Origin of the sequence: Lacrimispora sp. 38-1 (assembly GCF_049890855.1) — a bacterium.
Taxonomy (GTDB): Bacteria; Bacillota; Clostridia; order Lachnospirales; family Lachnospiraceae; genus Lacrimispora.
This window is the reverse complement of sequence record NZ_JBANEW010000095.1, coordinates 65,383-80,081: the sequence shown is the minus strand read 5'-3', so window position 1 is coordinate 80,081 and position 14,699 is coordinate 65,383. Positions and strand designations below refer to the sequence as shown.

Annotated in this window: 17 protein-coding genes; 1 reads left to right on the top strand and 16 read right to left on the bottom strand. The window is 40.9% G+C overall.

Annotated features, from left to right (window positions below; all coding sequences use genetic code 11):
• Window positions 1–87: 87 nt before the first annotated feature.
• The 9 genes from V7D18_RS24120 to V7D18_RS24080 all read right to left on the bottom strand — a co-directional run bounded on the left by V7D18_RS24120 (window position 88) and on the right by V7D18_RS24080 (window position 8,087).
• Complete coding sequence (locus tag V7D18_RS24120; RefSeq protein WP_426158215.1) at window positions 88–612, bottom strand: GNAT family N-acetyltransferase; 525 nt, start codon at window positions 610–612, stop codon at window positions 88–90.
• A complete protein-coding gene (locus V7D18_RS24115) occupies window positions 612–1,115 on the bottom strand; it encodes a DsbA family protein (RefSeq protein WP_426158213.1) in 504 nt (167 codons plus the stop codon). The genes V7D18_RS24120 and V7D18_RS24115 overlap by 1 nt, the downstream gene beginning before the upstream one ends.
• A gap of 21 nt (window positions 1,116–1,136) precedes the next feature.
• Entirely contained in the window at window positions 1,137–1,586 is a 450-nt protein-coding gene (locus V7D18_RS24110) for a GNAT family N-acetyltransferase (protein ID WP_426158211.1), read from the bottom strand.
• Window positions 1,577–2,158 (bottom strand): histidine phosphatase family protein, encoded by a 582-nt coding sequence (locus V7D18_RS24105; protein WP_426158209.1) that lies wholly within the window; start codon window positions 2,156–2,158, stop codon window positions 1,577–1,579. Before V7D18_RS24105 ends, V7D18_RS24110 begins: the two co-directional genes overlap by 10 nt.
• 27 nt (window positions 2,159–2,185) lie before the next feature.
• Window positions 2,186–2,356, bottom strand: a complete 171-nt coding sequence (locus tag V7D18_RS24100) for a hypothetical protein (RefSeq protein WP_426158207.1) — start codon at window positions 2,354–2,356, stop codon at window positions 2,186–2,188.
• Window positions 2,357–2,366: 10 nt separating this feature from the next.
• Window positions 2,367–2,774, bottom strand: a complete 408-nt coding sequence (locus V7D18_RS24095) for a hypothetical protein (protein WP_426158205.1) — start codon at window positions 2,772–2,774, stop codon at window positions 2,367–2,369.
• Entirely contained in the window at window positions 2,771–3,610 is an 840-nt protein-coding gene (locus V7D18_RS24090; protein ID WP_426158203.1) for a GNAT family N-acetyltransferase, read from the bottom strand. The genes V7D18_RS24095 and V7D18_RS24090 overlap by 4 nt, the downstream gene beginning before the upstream one ends.
• Before the next feature lie 158 nt (window positions 3,611–3,768).
• Window positions 3,769–6,870 (bottom strand): efflux RND transporter permease subunit, encoded by a 3,102-nt coding sequence (locus V7D18_RS24085; RefSeq protein ID WP_426158201.1) that lies wholly within the window; start codon window positions 6,868–6,870, stop codon window positions 3,769–3,771.
• Window positions 6,867–8,087: an efflux RND transporter periplasmic adaptor subunit gene (locus V7D18_RS24080; protein WP_426158199.1), complete on the bottom strand. Its 1,221-nt coding sequence runs from the start codon at window positions 8,085–8,087 to the stop codon at window positions 6,867–6,869. Before V7D18_RS24080 ends, V7D18_RS24085 begins: the two co-directional genes overlap by 4 nt.
• Before the next feature lie 162 nt (window positions 8,088–8,249).
• Here V7D18_RS24080 and V7D18_RS24075 point away from each other — a divergent pair, with 162 nt between their 5' ends.
• Window positions 8,250–8,813 (top strand): TetR/AcrR family transcriptional regulator, encoded by a 564-nt coding sequence (locus tag V7D18_RS24075; protein WP_426158197.1) that lies wholly within the window; start codon window positions 8,250–8,252, stop codon window positions 8,811–8,813.
• A 97-nt stretch (window positions 8,814–8,910) separates the two neighbouring features.
• On the opposite strand, the gene V7D18_RS24070 is transcribed toward V7D18_RS24075, so the two are convergent.
• The 7 genes from V7D18_RS24070 to V7D18_RS24040 form a co-directional block, all read right to left on the bottom strand.
• Window positions 8,911–10,389, bottom strand: a complete 1,479-nt coding sequence (locus tag V7D18_RS24070) for a recombinase family protein (protein WP_426158195.1) — start codon at window positions 10,387–10,389, stop codon at window positions 8,911–8,913.
• Window positions 10,390–10,398: 9 nt separating this feature from the next.
• A complete protein-coding gene (locus tag V7D18_RS24065; protein ID WP_426158193.1) occupies window positions 10,399–10,569 on the bottom strand; it encodes a hypothetical protein in 171 nt (56 codons plus the stop codon).
• Between the two features lie 115 nt (window positions 10,570–10,684).
• Window positions 10,685–11,629, bottom strand: coding sequence for a hypothetical protein (locus V7D18_RS24060; protein ID WP_426158191.1), 945 nt, complete (start codon window positions 11,627–11,629; stop codon window positions 10,685–10,687).
• Between the two features lie 150 nt (window positions 11,630–11,779).
• Window positions 11,780–12,223, bottom strand: a complete 444-nt coding sequence (locus tag V7D18_RS24055) for a single-stranded DNA-binding protein (RefSeq protein WP_426158189.1) — start codon at window positions 12,221–12,223, stop codon at window positions 11,780–11,782.
• Between the two features lie 90 nt (window positions 12,224–12,313).
• Window positions 12,314–12,478 carry a hypothetical protein gene (locus tag V7D18_RS24050; protein ID WP_426158187.1) on the bottom strand — a complete coding sequence of 55 codons (165 nt, stop codon included), beginning with the start codon at window positions 12,476–12,478 and terminating at the stop codon, window positions 12,314–12,316.
• A gap of 570 nt (window positions 12,479–13,048) precedes the next feature.
• On the bottom strand, window positions 13,049–13,678 hold the full coding sequence (locus V7D18_RS24045) for a dihydroxyacetone kinase family protein (protein ID WP_426158186.1): 630 nt from the start codon (window positions 13,676–13,678) through the stop codon (window positions 13,049–13,051).
• Between the two features lies 1 nt (window position 13,679).
• Window positions 13,680–14,687, bottom strand: coding sequence for a dihydroxyacetone kinase subunit DhaK (locus tag V7D18_RS24040; protein ID WP_426158185.1), 1,008 nt, complete (start codon window positions 14,685–14,687; stop codon window positions 13,680–13,682).
• Window positions 14,688–14,699: the final 12 nt, after the last annotated feature.

Here is a 14,699-nt window from a genome sequence, read left to right as displayed (position 1 = left end):
AGCTTTTCATAATGGCTTATTTTTATAGTAAAGTTGCTTTGATTATAAAGGAAAGGGGTATTACCTTTGCACGGCTGGGAGATGGTTTCATAAATGCAAATCCATTAGAATTTCATCGTAATATTTCCCATCAATCTTAAAGAAGTTTTTATGCCTGCCTATTTCATTGAATCCCATTTTTTTATATAGATTTACTGCAGTTAAATTATCTTCTTTCACGCCTAAATGCAGTATTTCTGTCTGACCATTTCTTTTAGCAAAAGAAATCATTGTCTGCATCAGGTGTGTTCCTATACCTAATCCCCAATATTTCTTTTTCACTGAAACGGCGAGATCCGCCTGATGAGATATTCTTTCTCTTGGTGAGGTCATTATGCTGCCTGTACATACTATTTCATTTTCAATTTTCCCTGTAAACAGAGCCGAAACATTAGAATGCAGGAGGTTTTCTATGAAATTTTCTTCTGCTTCTACCGACGTATGAAAACCATTTGCTCCAAACAATAAATTATCACTCTCTCCACCCACAATATTAAGAAATTCAATTATTTCAGCCGCATCCGCTTTGACAGCCTTATCAATTATTAATAACATATTATTTTTCAGCCGCATTACTTTTCCCCCTTTAAAAACTGCCGAATCTGTTCTTTATCAACACCCACATTTTCAACTGCATCTAGTTTCAAATCACCCATTCTATATGCAGGGACCGCCCAGACACCAGAATGTTCAAACGCAAGTTCATTGGATCCCGCAAGTTTTTCCAGGTAAATACCCTGTTGAATCGACTGTTTAAAGTTATTCGTATCAACCATATCGCTGACATAATCGCTGAGAGCATCAATATCCTCAATATTAACATGATCTTTAAAGGTTGCCTGGTACATACGGTCATGGTAATCCAAAATATTAACTCCATGATCAAGAGCATAAAAATATCCCTGAATGCACAAATCACTATGAGGACCATACCGGTCTGGTCTGGGGTGGGATTCGCAGGGATGCCATACTATAGGCAGATCCGGATATTCCGGCATAAGTTCCTTTAAATAGTTATGTGCTCTCAGGCAAAACGGACAGATATAATCAAAAAAGACATGTAATTCATTTTTCATCGTTAGTCACCTCACTAATTTTTAATAATCTTGTAAATGAAACCGATAGATACATTTTTCTGTTTCTCCAGCTTTTCTCATATCATTATCATCTGGTATCTGTACAATTTTTTCTAATGTTCCGCCTGCATATTCACAGGTCCTCCTTGAAGCATGGTTGTCGGGATTGCAGGTGATAATAAGGTAATCCATCTTATGTTTTTTAGCCAGCTGAAACAGTAACAGGCAGGCTTTTCCGGCATAATGAGATCCACGATATTGTTCATCGATGTGGTATCCAATATTGCCGCCATAGTACACATTATTGTTATGTCCGATTCTTAAATCACATCCACCAGCTTCTTTACCCTGCTTATCATATATTGTGAAATGGTAGGCAGGAAGCCATTGCTTATGGATGTTGCCAACAGTTGTTTTAACTAACTTAAGAGATATTTCGTCATTTTTTAAAAAGTCTGTATTCATAAACATAATTTACTTCTCCGAATCTCTATTTTTTCAATTCCCATAAGTTTTTCATCATCAAATGTAAACTTTACAATCCATGGCATTAAATACCGAATCTGCTGAAATTGTGCAAAATCAAAGGTTGGATCGTAATAATGGATAACCGTACTTAATGCGGTTCCATGAGATCCGATTACAACTGATTTATCTTTATATTTCTTCAAAATATCTATCAAAACCTCAAGATTTCTTGTTTGAACTTCCCTTAAGCTTTCACCATCAGTAAGCTTATAATCAAAATTCTCCCACTGCATTTTACAGAATTTTGTATAATCCTCTATCCAACAGCTGTCAATTTTTCTTTCACGAAATTCATCAACCAGTACAATTGGGTAATGATAGGAATCTGCAAAATGTCGTACAGTATCCACAGCTCTTTTATATGGACTGGAAAAGACCACATCTATATCCCTATCTCTTAAATAACTGGTTACTAATTCACTATCTTCTATTCCTTTTTGTGTCAGCTGCCGCTCCGCATCAGAATGATTTGTATAATCTGGTTCGGCATGCCGAATAAAATATATTGTTGTCATGGTTCCCTACCCATTCATTTCGGTGTCTCAAAACAATGAGCAACCGGATATTTTGCAAAGCTCTAAATATTTTCGGGCTTTGGGATTTTTTACAGAAAGTACAACCTTATTCTCATTCCTTCTAAAATCCTCCATACAGCAATTACTGTCAATTGCTGATTGCTGCATCGCCAGCTCAATGATTTCTTTATTATTCATAATACCCCCTTCATTCCTTCCTTACAAGCCATTCTTTGGCCTTTTCCAAATCATCCATGCAGATCATTAAGTAATTAGTATCTGCGCTTCTCTTTTTCATATATCGTTTCATTTTTGAATTTAATCCCACAAAGACAACTTTACGCAGCTGCTTATTTAATCTGAAAAACTCATGAAGAATCTGATCCAATATTTCACTGTCAACATTGGAATCATCCAGAATAACCGCTACAAATGAACTGGAAGACGGCTTTTGAATTTGTAATAAATCCTGCATAAATTTCTGTTTAAGCAGCTCCATCTGATCATAAAGAGAATCCAGATGCTCACACCAGATCTCTCCTCCATGAAAGAACAGGGAGAATGATTTTTTCTTTAACCCAAGTTCATATTTTTCTATGTTTTCTACCCCCATCATATTTTACGTTCCATACAAATGGAATCCTCCATCCCAACATACTGACCATAATTAGGAATAATCTGATAACCTGCCTTTTTGTACATCATATGAGCTGCATCTAACAGCCTCCCGGTTTCCAGAATACACCAGATATAACCATTCATCTTTGCCTTTGCCTCTAATCTCCGGATTAATTCCCCGCCTAACCCCATATGGCGATGTGACGGTTCCACATAAACCCGTTTCAGCTCCGCATGAGTTTCGTCAAACATTTTAAATGATCCGCACGCCACCGGTTCTCCATTGTGATATGCAACAATCACGTCATGAATACTGTCTCTCTGATTGTACTGGTCATACTTACTTCTTTGATAATGACTTCCCACAATCTCATTAAGCGCGTGGTCCAGCCTCCCGCAAAGCATTGCAAAATCCGGTTCATCTCCATCCGTATTGCGAAACTCCAGCACAGACAGACTGCCCAGCTTCTCTTTTGCTTTTTTACTGAATTTATTTATCACGCATTCATAAGCCTCATCAATCATCTGGAACAGCAGCTCCTGATCTGAAAACGCATCTAAATCAACCGTATTCCAATGCGGCTGCTGAACGGGAGGGCAATGGTAACCCCTTACTATGATTCCCGGATAAAGCTGACGATAAAGGTATGATTTTTCCGGATCACATTTTAAGGTTATTTTATAAAAATTTTCCTGCGGATTGAGCTGCACAAATATTTTCCCCATTACCTTGTAACAAATTGGATACTCCCCAAATGGTCTTGCTTCATAAGAACCAGAATGCCCGAGGCAGTATTCTTTTATGGCTTCAATTATTTTTATATGATTTTCCATAGTACCTCCCGTTTTCAATCTTTGACAATATAATAACATATTTTTCAAAAAAATATAGTTTATTTGTTTAGTAGTTTTTTAATTTAACTCCATATAAAGGAAAAGGCCTTGTTCATAATATTGTGAACAAAGCCTTCTTAAACCTTTTCGAAATAAATTTAATTTCTATTTTGTTCTGCACGCCCAGAGGCAATCATTGCATAAGCACAGGGAATAACAATCATAGTTAAAACTGTGGACAGGATCATTCCGAATATTACTGCTGTGGCCATAGGTGCCCACAGCGGTCCTCCTGAAGTCATAAGCGGAAGAAGGGAGAAAACGGTTGTTACCATTCCAATCATGATTGGGCGCATTCGCGTTTCACATGCCTTAACAATGGCTTCCTTAACGCTACCCGACTGGGGAATCAGCACCTTGATATAATCCAGAAGTACAATACCGTTATTAACAACAACTCCCATGAGGCTGATTGCACCTAACAGCGCCATGAATCCAATGGGATACCCCATCCACTTTAAGCCCCAGATAATGCCGATAAATGACAGCGGAATCGTACCCATTATGATCAGCGGCTCTACAAGATCTCCAAACTGAAATACCAGTATGATATAAATCAGGATAACTGCGATGATCGTGGGCAATGTCATGGAAGAAAATGCATCCGTGCTGTTTTCACTTTCGCCGCCGTATTCCAAAGTGTAACCGTCCGGAAGCTTGAGATCTTTCATACTTTTTTCCACATTTCCCATCACTGCTGCCGTATTGTATCCATCTTCCACATAACTGCCAATGGTAATGGTCCGCTGGCTGTTTCGGCGGATAATCTGGTTTAATGATGACTGGGTCTGTATTTCGGCGATCTGCGTCAGCGGAACATTCTTTCCTGTCACCTGCGAAGTCAGGAATATGGTATTTAGTATTTCCCTGCTGGTTTTATCTTTATCGGATATTTTTGCAATAACCGGCAGGGAATCTTTCTCCAGATCCTTCTGTTTCATCTTTAATATTTCTAATCCGTTTACCGCCATTCGCACTGTACTGGCAACATCGTAGTTGGTGATTCCTACAAGGTTCGCCTTTTCCTCATTTACATTTACGTTTAAGCGGTAGCTGTTATCTCCATAGTTGTCCTCCACATTTCGGGTACCCGGTACAGTACGGCAGCGTTCCTCTATCTCAGCGGCTGCGCTCCGAAGTTTTTCAATATCATCACCGGATACTCGTACCTGAATGGGGTACGTCAGGGGCAAACTGATTTCTAAATATTTAAGGGTAGTGCTGATCCCCGGAACCGCTTCAAGAATTCTCTTTTCTACAGCAGCGGCCTCTGCACGGGTTCCATTAATCAGAAACTGGGCTTTGTTCGTAGCCTGCTGTTCCGGTTCAAAGGTAACATAATATTTCATAAAACCATCACCAGCCGTGCTTGCAAAGGAGTGTACGGATTTTTCATTCTCCAGCACAGCGGCTAACTTCTGGCTTTGAGCCAGAGTTTTTTCTAAAGTACTTCCGTCCTGGGTTGTTACGTTAAGTACATACTGATCACGTTCTACAGGAGGAAAAAGCTGCACGGCGAGAGTCGGTACTACAAGAGAAGAAGCCGCAAGCAAACCGGCAAAAAATAACAGAACCGCACGTGGTTTCTTTAATGAAAAACTCAATAAGCGTCCATATAATTCATTCCCTTTTTCCAGAATTTGCTTTAAATGCAGTTTTTCTGCTATTTTTTGTATCCATACTGCAAATCTGGATGGCTCTGCTTTGACAGGCTTATCTTTGGCCGGCTGACGGTTAAGCAGATGTGCCAGAGCCGGAACAATTGTCAGAGAAGTCAGATAAGAACCTGCCAGCGCCACACTTACCAGAATTGGCAGCGTTTTTACAAATTTTCCCGCATCTCCGTTCATCATTGCCAAAGGAAGAAAGGAGGCAACCGTAGTCAGTGATGAAGTCAGAATGGGAATTCCAACCTCCTTTACACCATTAATACAGGCATTCGTGAGCGTTTCACCCCTGGCCAGATAAACGTGTATGTTATCATTTGCAACAATTCCGTTTGCAACCATTAAGCTTAACGATATCATCAGCGATGCAACCGCTACCTGGTGAAGAGGAATTCTTGTCAGATACATGTAACCAAATACAAGAATACAGATAACAGGAATGGGAATAGATACAACAGCAGCTGACCGCAGTCCCATGGATATAAGAACAACGATAAATACCAGCAGAACCCCTTCAATCAGGTTATCTGCAAACATATCTATGGAATCCTTTACAAAACTGGCCTGATTATTTAATTCTGTCAGTTTCATTCCCGCATACAGCTTTGACGTTTTAAACTCATCAATCTTGTACTGAAGGCGCTTTTCCACATTTAATATATTAATTCCATCCGCATATTTGACACCGATCAGCACTCCCTGGCTTCCATTGACAAACACCAGCTTTTCCGGCTTTACCGGTGTCTGAAGAACTTCAGCCACATTTTTTAAATAAACAGGAGTTCCGGAATCAGTGGAAACAGAAACAATTGTATTCTTTATTTCCTCCATAGACTGATATTCCCCGGATACCTGCACCGGTATCTTAGTGCCTGTAAGTTCCAGGTTACCGCCGGGGATGTTAATATTACGGGCTCCCAGCTGAGTGGCGACTGTAGCAGGAGAAATACCGTACTGCTGAAGCTTTGACATGTTTAAGTCAATTTCCACCTGCTGCTTTTCGTCACCCATGATATCCACAGCTTTCACATCTGTATCTTTGGAAAGCATATTTTTTATCTGCCTGGCAACATCTGCCATCTCCTGATTGGTGTTGTCTTCCCCTGAAAGGCCTAAAATGAGTCCGTAGGAACTTGAAAAGTCCGTTTTTATTACAGGTGCCTGTGCATCAGCGGGAAGCTCTGGCTTTATTTCATCAATCTTTTCCCGCAGCTTGTCCCACTTTTTATTAATTTCATTATCACTCATATCTTTCAGTGTGATCTGAATTACTCCGGCTGAATCCACGGAATAGCTTTCCAGCTTCTTGATTCCCGAAATGGTATCAATCTTATCTTCAATCGGCTTGACGATCAGCTTTTCTATATCCTCCGGACTCGCACCTGGATAAATACAGGTAACGGAAGCGACCGGGCTGGTGACCTCGGGATTTTCCTGCCTCTCCATTACGACATAAGCATAAATACCAAGTATCATAAATAGTCCGGTCAGCAGAGCAAGAATGCTTTTATGCTTAACACTCCATGCAATCATGGCTTAACCTCCTCTGCAAGCTGAACAGCATCGCCGTCATATAATAAAAACTGACCTTCTGTTACGATTTGTTCTCCAAACTCCAGTCCGGAAAGAATTTCAATGGAATTGCCCCTGATCTCCCCGGTCGTCACGACTTTTCTGGTCACAGTGCCGCTGGCAGCATCATACACAAATACAACTGATCCATTCGCACGCTGCAGTACGCTGTCCAACGGAATTAAAACAGATTTTTGTGAACCGGTATGGAGGATGACATTGGCAATCATTCCGGGTTTTAACACGCCGGCTGTATTTTTTACACGGATTTTCACAGTAAAGGTCCGTGTATTGCTGTCCGCTAACGCACCAATTCCTGAAACACTTCCCTCAAACCCAGTTTCTATACCATATACTGAGACTTCCGCCTTCTGTCCCTGCTTAATCTCATTGATCTGTTCATCGGGAATACCAACTTCTATGTAAACTTCATCAGTTCGTCCGATCACTACAACCGGATATCCGGCTGCTGCCGTTTCACCTCCATTCATAAGCTTTTTTAATATCACTCCCTTCATGGGGCTGTTCAGCGCAGTATCCGCCAGATCCCTGACTGCTTTATCCGCCGCAACCGCAGCCTGGTCTTTCTGAGCCCCTGCTGCCTCAAGCTGCGCGACAGCCATGTTTTTCCCTTCCAGTGCCTGGTGATATGTCTCAGAATCAGCCGCCAGCTTTGCTGAAATCTCATCAAGGTCACTTTGGGATACTGCCTGAGCCTCATAAAGGACTTTTACTCTGTTATAAGTTTTCTGAGTCAGCACCAGCTGTGCTTTTGCCTGTGCGATTTTGGAGGGAGCATCAGTATCCGCCTGCATCTTTGCTGTCGCATACTGAGCTTCTGCAGCCCGAAACTGCGCCTGGGCAGACCGGACCTGCAGAGAATAATCTTCCATGGAAAGCTCCGCCACCTTCTGTCCCATTTCTACCGGATCACCTTCCCGAACATATACTTCCTTCAGCTTTCCGTCCAGCTTAAACGAAAGATTCGCGGTTTCAACCGGAGTTACATTACCGCTTAAATTAAGTGTGTCCGTATAAGCCGCTTCACTTACGGTTGCAACAGAAATACTTCTCATTTCCTTTTTTTCCTGTCCTTTATCGCCACTGCATCCCACCAGCAGCAATGCGCACAAAGCAGGTACTGCCGCCCATATGGGTATTCTCTTTCTCTCTATCATTGCCTTTCTCCTTTATCATCACCGCTGTATCTTTTCGGTATTTTTTGTTTACACCTGTCGATTTGCATGATATTATTTTTTCAGAGAAAAAGCAAGAAACAGACTTTGTAAAGTGTAGCCTAAACTACATTTTATCAATAAGTGTAGATTGGAGAATGATATATGGAAGATCAGACAACTGACCTGCGTATGCTGAGAACCTACCGATTTCTTAGTGATGCCCTATTTGAGCTGGTTCTGAAACAGCCATTTGAAGAAATTACCGTGACCGATATCTGTAAAAAGGCCATGGTACACCGCACCACATTCTATAAGCATTTTGAGGATAAATACCAGCTGTTGGAGACTATGTTTTCGGATGAGCAGCGTAAATTTATAGATTTACATATTGAAGAGGGCGAATCAGAACAGGAATATTATCGCCGTATCATCCGCCAGATGTTTGAATATGCCAGAAATTATAAAGATTTTTTCGTTCAGAGTGCCTCCCATATTAAAAATGACTTTATGGCCGATCTTTTAAGAAACACTGTCAGTACCTACCTTGACCGGTGTTTCCGTATGGACGAAGCACGCTCAGGTGTTCCCAGTCCGGTTCCAATCGCTATCATGTCGGAATATTATACCGGGGCTGCGATAGCTCTGATTATGTGGTGGCTGCAAAACGGTATGCGGGTTTCCATAGATCAAATGGTGGATTATATGAGTTCAATGATTGTATGGTAAGTCAGATACTGCATATGCCCGGCAACGGGTGAAATATAAAAGAAGCATCCACAGCTTTTTTCCTGGGGATACTTCTTTGAAAGATGTGCAGGTTCCGTTATTTCTTCCATATCAAACTGATATAATCTTCGTAAACCACAACTGTTTCCAGATAAGAAAATGCAACAGCCCGTTTATCTTCTTTATTTAATTGAGAAAAAATAATTTTTTGCGGTAATTCAGATTTCCTGACCATTTTCCCTTTCTCCTCTAATAATTTTTCTTTCGTCTGCGTCAGTTCTTCCAACTCTTTATTAATATAATCGACGGTCAGTGAACTGACTGATTTTGTCTTTAGAACCTGCATTAAATTGGTAACAGCTTCATCAATCCGGATCAGTCCCAGCTCCAGTTCATTGGTTTCATTCACATTTTCAATGGGAGTTGGTTTGCAGCTGTCAAGAAGCTTTTCCAGTTCTATCTCAACAGCCCCCTCAATCTGTTCAATCCTCATCTGAGGTTTTAAATTACAATCCAGAAAATCCTTTCCGCGGCATCTTAAAGTCCGGACTATTTCTCCATCTGATTTGCGCTTGTATTTTCGAACCATTACTGCCCTCCCACAGTCACCGCATTTTATCAGTCCCGTCAGCCAGCTGTTGCGCGGACCATCATTGGAAGCCACTTTCTCGTTTGTATCCAGTTTTTTCTGACACCGGAGCCACAACTTAGAATCAATATATCCAGGCCAGTTACCAATAGCAAAGGTAGCCTCCTTTGAATCCAGTGCTCCTTTTGTCACTGCTCCCTTTTTCCCCACCAGCATACCGCCGTGCTCCCCGTTAAAATCTTTCAGTGGATTTATAATATTTACTCCAAGTTTTTTAAAGTACGAATAGACAGCATGATCACATTTTACGCTGGCAGGATTTCTAAGCACCCGCCCAATGGAACAGGGGGACCATTTTTCACTGTTGGGTCCCGGACACTGTCTTGCTGTCATCATTCGCCCGATATCTCCCAGACTGGTAGTTGGATAAGCATAAATCTTCATAATCTCTTCCAGATTCTTTATGTTATCTTCCAGTTTCAACGAAGAAACTTTTTGTTCTCCATGTGTGATTGCTGTATTGCTGTAACCATAGGGAGCGGGACCTCCCGGCCAGCGCCCCAGTTCAATCCTGTCATAATAATTGTCATAAACTCTTTTCGAAATCTGCTCCCGCTCCATCTGAGCAAACACGGCCATAATAAATATCATTGCTTTTCCTATGGGTGTTGAGGTGTCAAAATTTTCCGTAACGGAAATAAACTCTACCTTATATTTGCTCATATATTCCCAGGTGTTTGTAAAATCCAGAAGCGAGCGGGTAAAACGGTCAAGCTTATAAACAAGTATTCTGTTAATCGTACCTTTTTTTATATCATTTAATAATTTTAAAAACTCCGGTCTGTGTACCACATCTTTACCCGAAATACCCCTGTCTATGTATAATCTCGGCTCACCAACTGCAATACTCCTGGCGAAACTCAGCTGCGTCTCAATGGAGAGACTGTCTTTTTTATCAATTGACTGTCTTGCATAAATCGCATCCATATGGCTTAATTAATTTCCCTTCTTTTCATCAACCGTCTGTTCTTTTTCCATGAGAGAACAATTCTTTTCAGATTGTGATTTATGATAAAAAATTAATTGAAGCTCTTCATATATCTTCTGCACTGATATCTCCCTGTCACGATTGCTTTTGTAGATGGGATAAATATTTTCTACTCTCATGCAGTACGATTTCACCTCATTCATGCAATTACTTGTTTCAATATATGTCAGCCGATGATAATTAATCCACAGGGACAGGCTTCTTTTTCAACGGGGATTTAAGTCAGATAATGGATTAGTTTTTGATTTTTTTCTTTCTGCAGAGAATCAGTATCACTATGAACAATATAAGAAATCCAGTCAGTACAATAGTTTTTGTAAGAATGGATCTTAATATCTCTGGAAATTCCTCCCCTGTCTGACGTTCATAAACAGCTGTTACAATTTTCTTATAAATCAAATGATCTGTCTGGTTTTCCGCCCCCTCTTCCACATAAGATCCCCGATATACCTTAGCCTGTACAGCCGGAAATGTGACCTCCCCTCCATATATACCCCTAATGTTTTTTACCAGCTTCCTCCCACGCGCCTGTGCGGTACGGACCAAATCTCCATTTCGTTCCTCCGGTTCACCAGTCCATGCAATACTTGTTATTTCATAATAATCCGGAGGCAGATTCAGATACTTCAAAAATGCTTCTGCATAATCTATAAGAGGCACTACATTCGGTATTTCCGTATCTCCCAGTAAATACGATTTTTCCTGATAGCCTGATACCGTTATGGGAAAGGTAAAATCGTAATTCCAGTAATTACTTTCTTCTGCATAGGAAACTGCAGGCAATTCAACTATTTGTTCCTGATTTAAGTCTTCATCTCTCACCCGTACCTGTGCCTGCTCAGGCATTTGGTCAATATACTCCACCCCCTTATATAAAACAGACGATTCTGAATACTTCGTTTTTTCTTCCATAGAAATATCCTGAATCTCACTGGCAGTTAAACGATACCTCTTTCCCTCTTCCTCCACTATTTTCTGAGGGATATAGCCTTCCGGGCTTCCCATAAAAGGCGGGGAATCAATTGTTAAAACACTGCCAGGATAAATTAATTCCTCGTGGTCTGTCCGCAGGGACCTTAACATGTATTTTATTCCATTTTTTTCGATGATCTTCTCAAAATGGTTTCTTCCCTCATCCTCCTTATTTATTGTGCGGAATTCTTTCTTTATTTCAACCATTTTTTCTGCCCCGTATGCGATATTAAAGGAACCCCCTATAAAAACAAGAACAGTCAGAAAAATAGTGTTAAATATTTTTTTTTCAGTTATGTTTTTTATTATCTTTTTCCTTATCAGCACAATTCCAATTACCCTTCCTATTATTCCAACTTAACTAAACGGTAAATCCGGATCATCAATACCATCAGGGATATTCATAAACCCATCTCCCATGGCGCCGGAAGGTTCTTGCCTAGAAACCGCCTGATTTCCTCCAGCAGACAAGTTCTTACTGTCAGCAAACTCCTGTTCATCTACAATGACCTCAAAAGTGTACACCTTAACTCCGTCTTTATTTATGTAGCTGCCTGTTTGAACTCTTCCCGTAATCAATACTCTCATTCCCTGATGAAAGTATTTCTCCGCAAATTCTCCTGTTTTATCAAACGAAACACAGTTAATAAAATCAGCCGTTGGCTCATTGCTGTCCTGATTTTTACGTCCTCTGCGATCAACCGCCAGTGTATATCTGGCAATTGCCATTGTACGTTCTCCTTGTGAATATCTCACTTCGGGGTCTCTGGTCAGTCTTCCCATTAAAATTACCCGATTCATATTTACCTCCATTCTTTCTCTGTCCGGATTGGGCAGAGGAGCGATTATTGTTTATTATGAAGCTAGCCCGAAGGTCTTCTTCTGTTTACTTTAAGCATCCCGTTTTTTCTTTGTATTCACATAGCCACTGTCTTTCCCCTTTTTCCGTTTTGGCTTTAAAACAACGACACAGAATAGAAGTGTCACACCCAAAACTACAGCTGATGCATATATAAAACCAAGTATTAAATACGGAAGCAACATGATGATCAACATTGTTTAACCCTCCCTGATCCCTATATTTGTTTCGCAGAGATGCTTAATATCCAGCTACCTGCATCGGCTGCCCATTTTGTTAACTGTTCCTGCTCAAATCATTACGTATCCTTCATTTCGTTGACTGGCCTGACACCTCCTCTCAAAAAATACAGTAAATTATATTTGATTATTACTCGTACATACACTGCAATACTAGGGAATATTAGAAATAGAATACATAAAGAAAATGGAAACGATCCGCCATTTAAAATTAGAAAAATCACCTGATATTTATAAAGAATGATAGTGGAAAATAAGCTGAATAAATGATTATTACTACAAGACAATATAGAAAATAAAAATACGAGTAATGGGAAATAAATTTAAATAATTCAGAATGTAAAACAGATAATGCATATCATAGAAATGAATTCAGATTTAAGCAATATCATCTTAACAGATAAATTACATTTAGTAAAGACCTTTCAGCAAAAAACCGCTGCAAAGTAGATTGATGTGCCCTCAATAAGTCAGGTTTTATTGGGATCACATCAATCTACTTTGCAGCGGTTTTCTTTGTTTTAGAATCTATTTTTCTGCCACTGCCTTCATGATCAGGGCCCCCACAGCGGCTCCCGGATCCTTTAAAGAGCGGGAAGCCTCCCCTCTTGTGGCTGCTCTTCCGTGAACTGCAACCATAGCCGTGGTATTTTCAAAACCTGCCCATGCAGCACTAGCTGCCTCCTGTAAGGCCATCTCAAGAGAAATACCAGCATCTAAGCCAGCTGCAAGAGCATCTATTCCAGGCTGAAACCCATCCAGAAAAGTTTTTTCTCCTAATTTTGCCTTACCAAGGTCAGCAACGCCATCCTCATAAGCTTGAAACAGAGAGGCAACATCTTTGTCAGTAAGTTCTGTTTTTCCCTTTAAGACTTTTCCAGCACGCATAAAACCTGCTGCCATCAACGTCCCCATAGTGGAAGGAACCTTATTGCCCATGGTCTTACCTGCCTTATAAAGCATTTTCCCAAGATCCGGTTCCATACCATCCGATACCGAATCATAGGCGGACCGAAATCCATCAGACATGGTTAAGCCTAAGTCACTGTCTCCGACCACACTGTCAAGTTCTATGAGATAATCCCGGTTTTCTCCCATTATTTTGCTGATCCTGCCAAGCATGGCAATCAGTTCCTGCTGATTCATATTATTCTCCATTCTATACCTGCTTAAAAAATGGTGTGTCTGCCGGAGCATCCAGATAACCTTTCAGTTCCTCATCCAGTTTTAAAAGAGATATGGACAAACCCGCCATCTCAATGGAGGTGACATACTCTCCCACATAACAGCGATGTACCCGGATATTCTTTTCTTTTAATATCTGATGAACCTTTCTGGCAACAATATACTGCTCATCTAATGGTGTTGCTCCCAGTCCATTGATAAGAACTGCCGTTTCATCACCTGGTTCATAGGAAATATCTTTCAGGATTTTATCAACCATTTCTTCTGTAATCTGATCTGCAGATTCCATCTTTCCCCGTCGGATACCCGGCTCTCCATGAATTCCCATGCCGACTTCCATCTCATCCTCAGCAATCTCAAATCCGGGATGACCGACTCTTGGTACCGTGCAGGGTGTCAGTGCCACTCCCATGGTTCTTACATTTGAAGCCGCCTTTTCTGCAATCCGCTTTACCTGTGAAAGATCTTTTCCTGAGGCCGCCGCCGCACCTGTGCATTTATATACAAAAAAAATGCCGGCAACCCCTCTTCTGGTATTCTTCCCTCCATCTTTCGCCGGAGGAGAGGCAACATCTTCACCTGCTACCACCTGCTCCACCCGGATTCCTTCTTCCATGTCCGCCATCTCAGCAGCCATGTCAAAATTGAAAATATCCCCGTTATAATTCCCGTAAATGTAAAGAACCCCCGCTCCTGAGTCAATCTGCTTTGTCACTTCCAGCATCTGATTGGCGCTTGGTGACTGAAACACATCTCCTACACAGCAGCCATCTAACATTCCCCTGCCTACGTAGCCTAAAAACAACGGAAGATGTCCGGAGCCTCCTCCAGTGGCAATTCCGACTTTTCCTTCTGTCTTTTGGGTGGTTACAAGACATCGCAGATCATCTCCTGTAAAGGTAAGTTGATCTGGATGTGTCAGGTAGATTCCTTCCAGCATTTCATTTACATAATTTTCCGCATCATTCATTAACTTTTTCATATTTTCACCTTC

Coding starts and splice junctions, on each gene's coding strand:
- V7D18_RS24120 (WP_426158215.1), bottom strand. CDS start 612: ATGCGGCTGAAAAATAATATGTTATTAATAATTGATAAGGCTGTCAAA.
- V7D18_RS24115 (WP_426158213.1), bottom strand. CDS start 1,115: ATGAAAAATGAATTACATGTCTTTTTTGATTATATCTGTCCGTTTTGC.
- V7D18_RS24110 (WP_426158211.1), bottom strand. CDS start 1,586: ATGTTTATGAATACAGACTTTTTAAAAAATGACGAAATATCTCTTAAG.
- V7D18_RS24105 (WP_426158209.1), bottom strand. CDS start 2,158: ATGACAACAATATATTTTATTCGGCATGCCGAACCAGATTATACAAAT.
- V7D18_RS24100 (WP_426158207.1), bottom strand. CDS start 2,356: ATGAATAATAAAGAAATCATTGAGCTGGCGATGCAGCAATCAGCAATT.
- V7D18_RS24095 (WP_426158205.1), bottom strand. CDS start 2,774: ATGATGGGGGTAGAAAACATAGAAAAATATGAACTTGGGTTAAAGAAA.
- V7D18_RS24090 (WP_426158203.1), bottom strand. CDS start 3,610: ATGGAAAATCATATAAAAATAATTGAAGCCATAAAAGAATACTGCCTC.
- V7D18_RS24085 (WP_426158201.1), bottom strand. CDS start 6,870: ATGATTGCATGGAGTGTTAAGCATAAAAGCATTCTTGCTCTGCTGACC.
- V7D18_RS24080 (WP_426158199.1), bottom strand. CDS start 8,087: ATGATAGAGAGAAAGAGAATACCCATATGGGCGGCAGTACCTGCTTTG.
- V7D18_RS24075 (WP_426158197.1), top strand. CDS start 8,250: ATGGAAGATCAGACAACTGACCTGCGTATGCTGAGAACCTACCGATTT.
- V7D18_RS24070 (WP_426158195.1), bottom strand. CDS start 10,389: ATGGATGCGATTTATGCAAGACAGTCAATTGATAAAAAAGACAGTCTC.
- V7D18_RS24065 (WP_426158193.1), bottom strand. CDS start 10,569: ATGAGAGTAGAAAATATTTATCCCATCTACAAAAGCAATCGTGACAGG.
- V7D18_RS24060 (WP_426158191.1), bottom strand. CDS start 11,629: ATGGTTGAAATAAAGAAAGAATTCCGCACAATAAATAAGGAGGATGAG.
- V7D18_RS24055 (WP_426158189.1), bottom strand. CDS start 12,223: ATGAATCGGGTAATTTTAATGGGAAGACTGACCAGAGACCCCGAAGTG.
- V7D18_RS24050 (WP_426158187.1), bottom strand. CDS start 12,478: ATGTTGATCATCATGTTGCTTCCGTATTTAATACTTGGTTTTATATAT.
- V7D18_RS24045 (WP_426158186.1), bottom strand. CDS start 13,678: ATGGAGAATAATATGAATCAGCAGGAACTGATTGCCATGCTTGGCAGG.
- V7D18_RS24040 (WP_426158185.1), bottom strand. CDS start 14,687: ATGAAAAAGTTAATGAATGATGCGGAAAATTATGTAAATGAAATGCTG.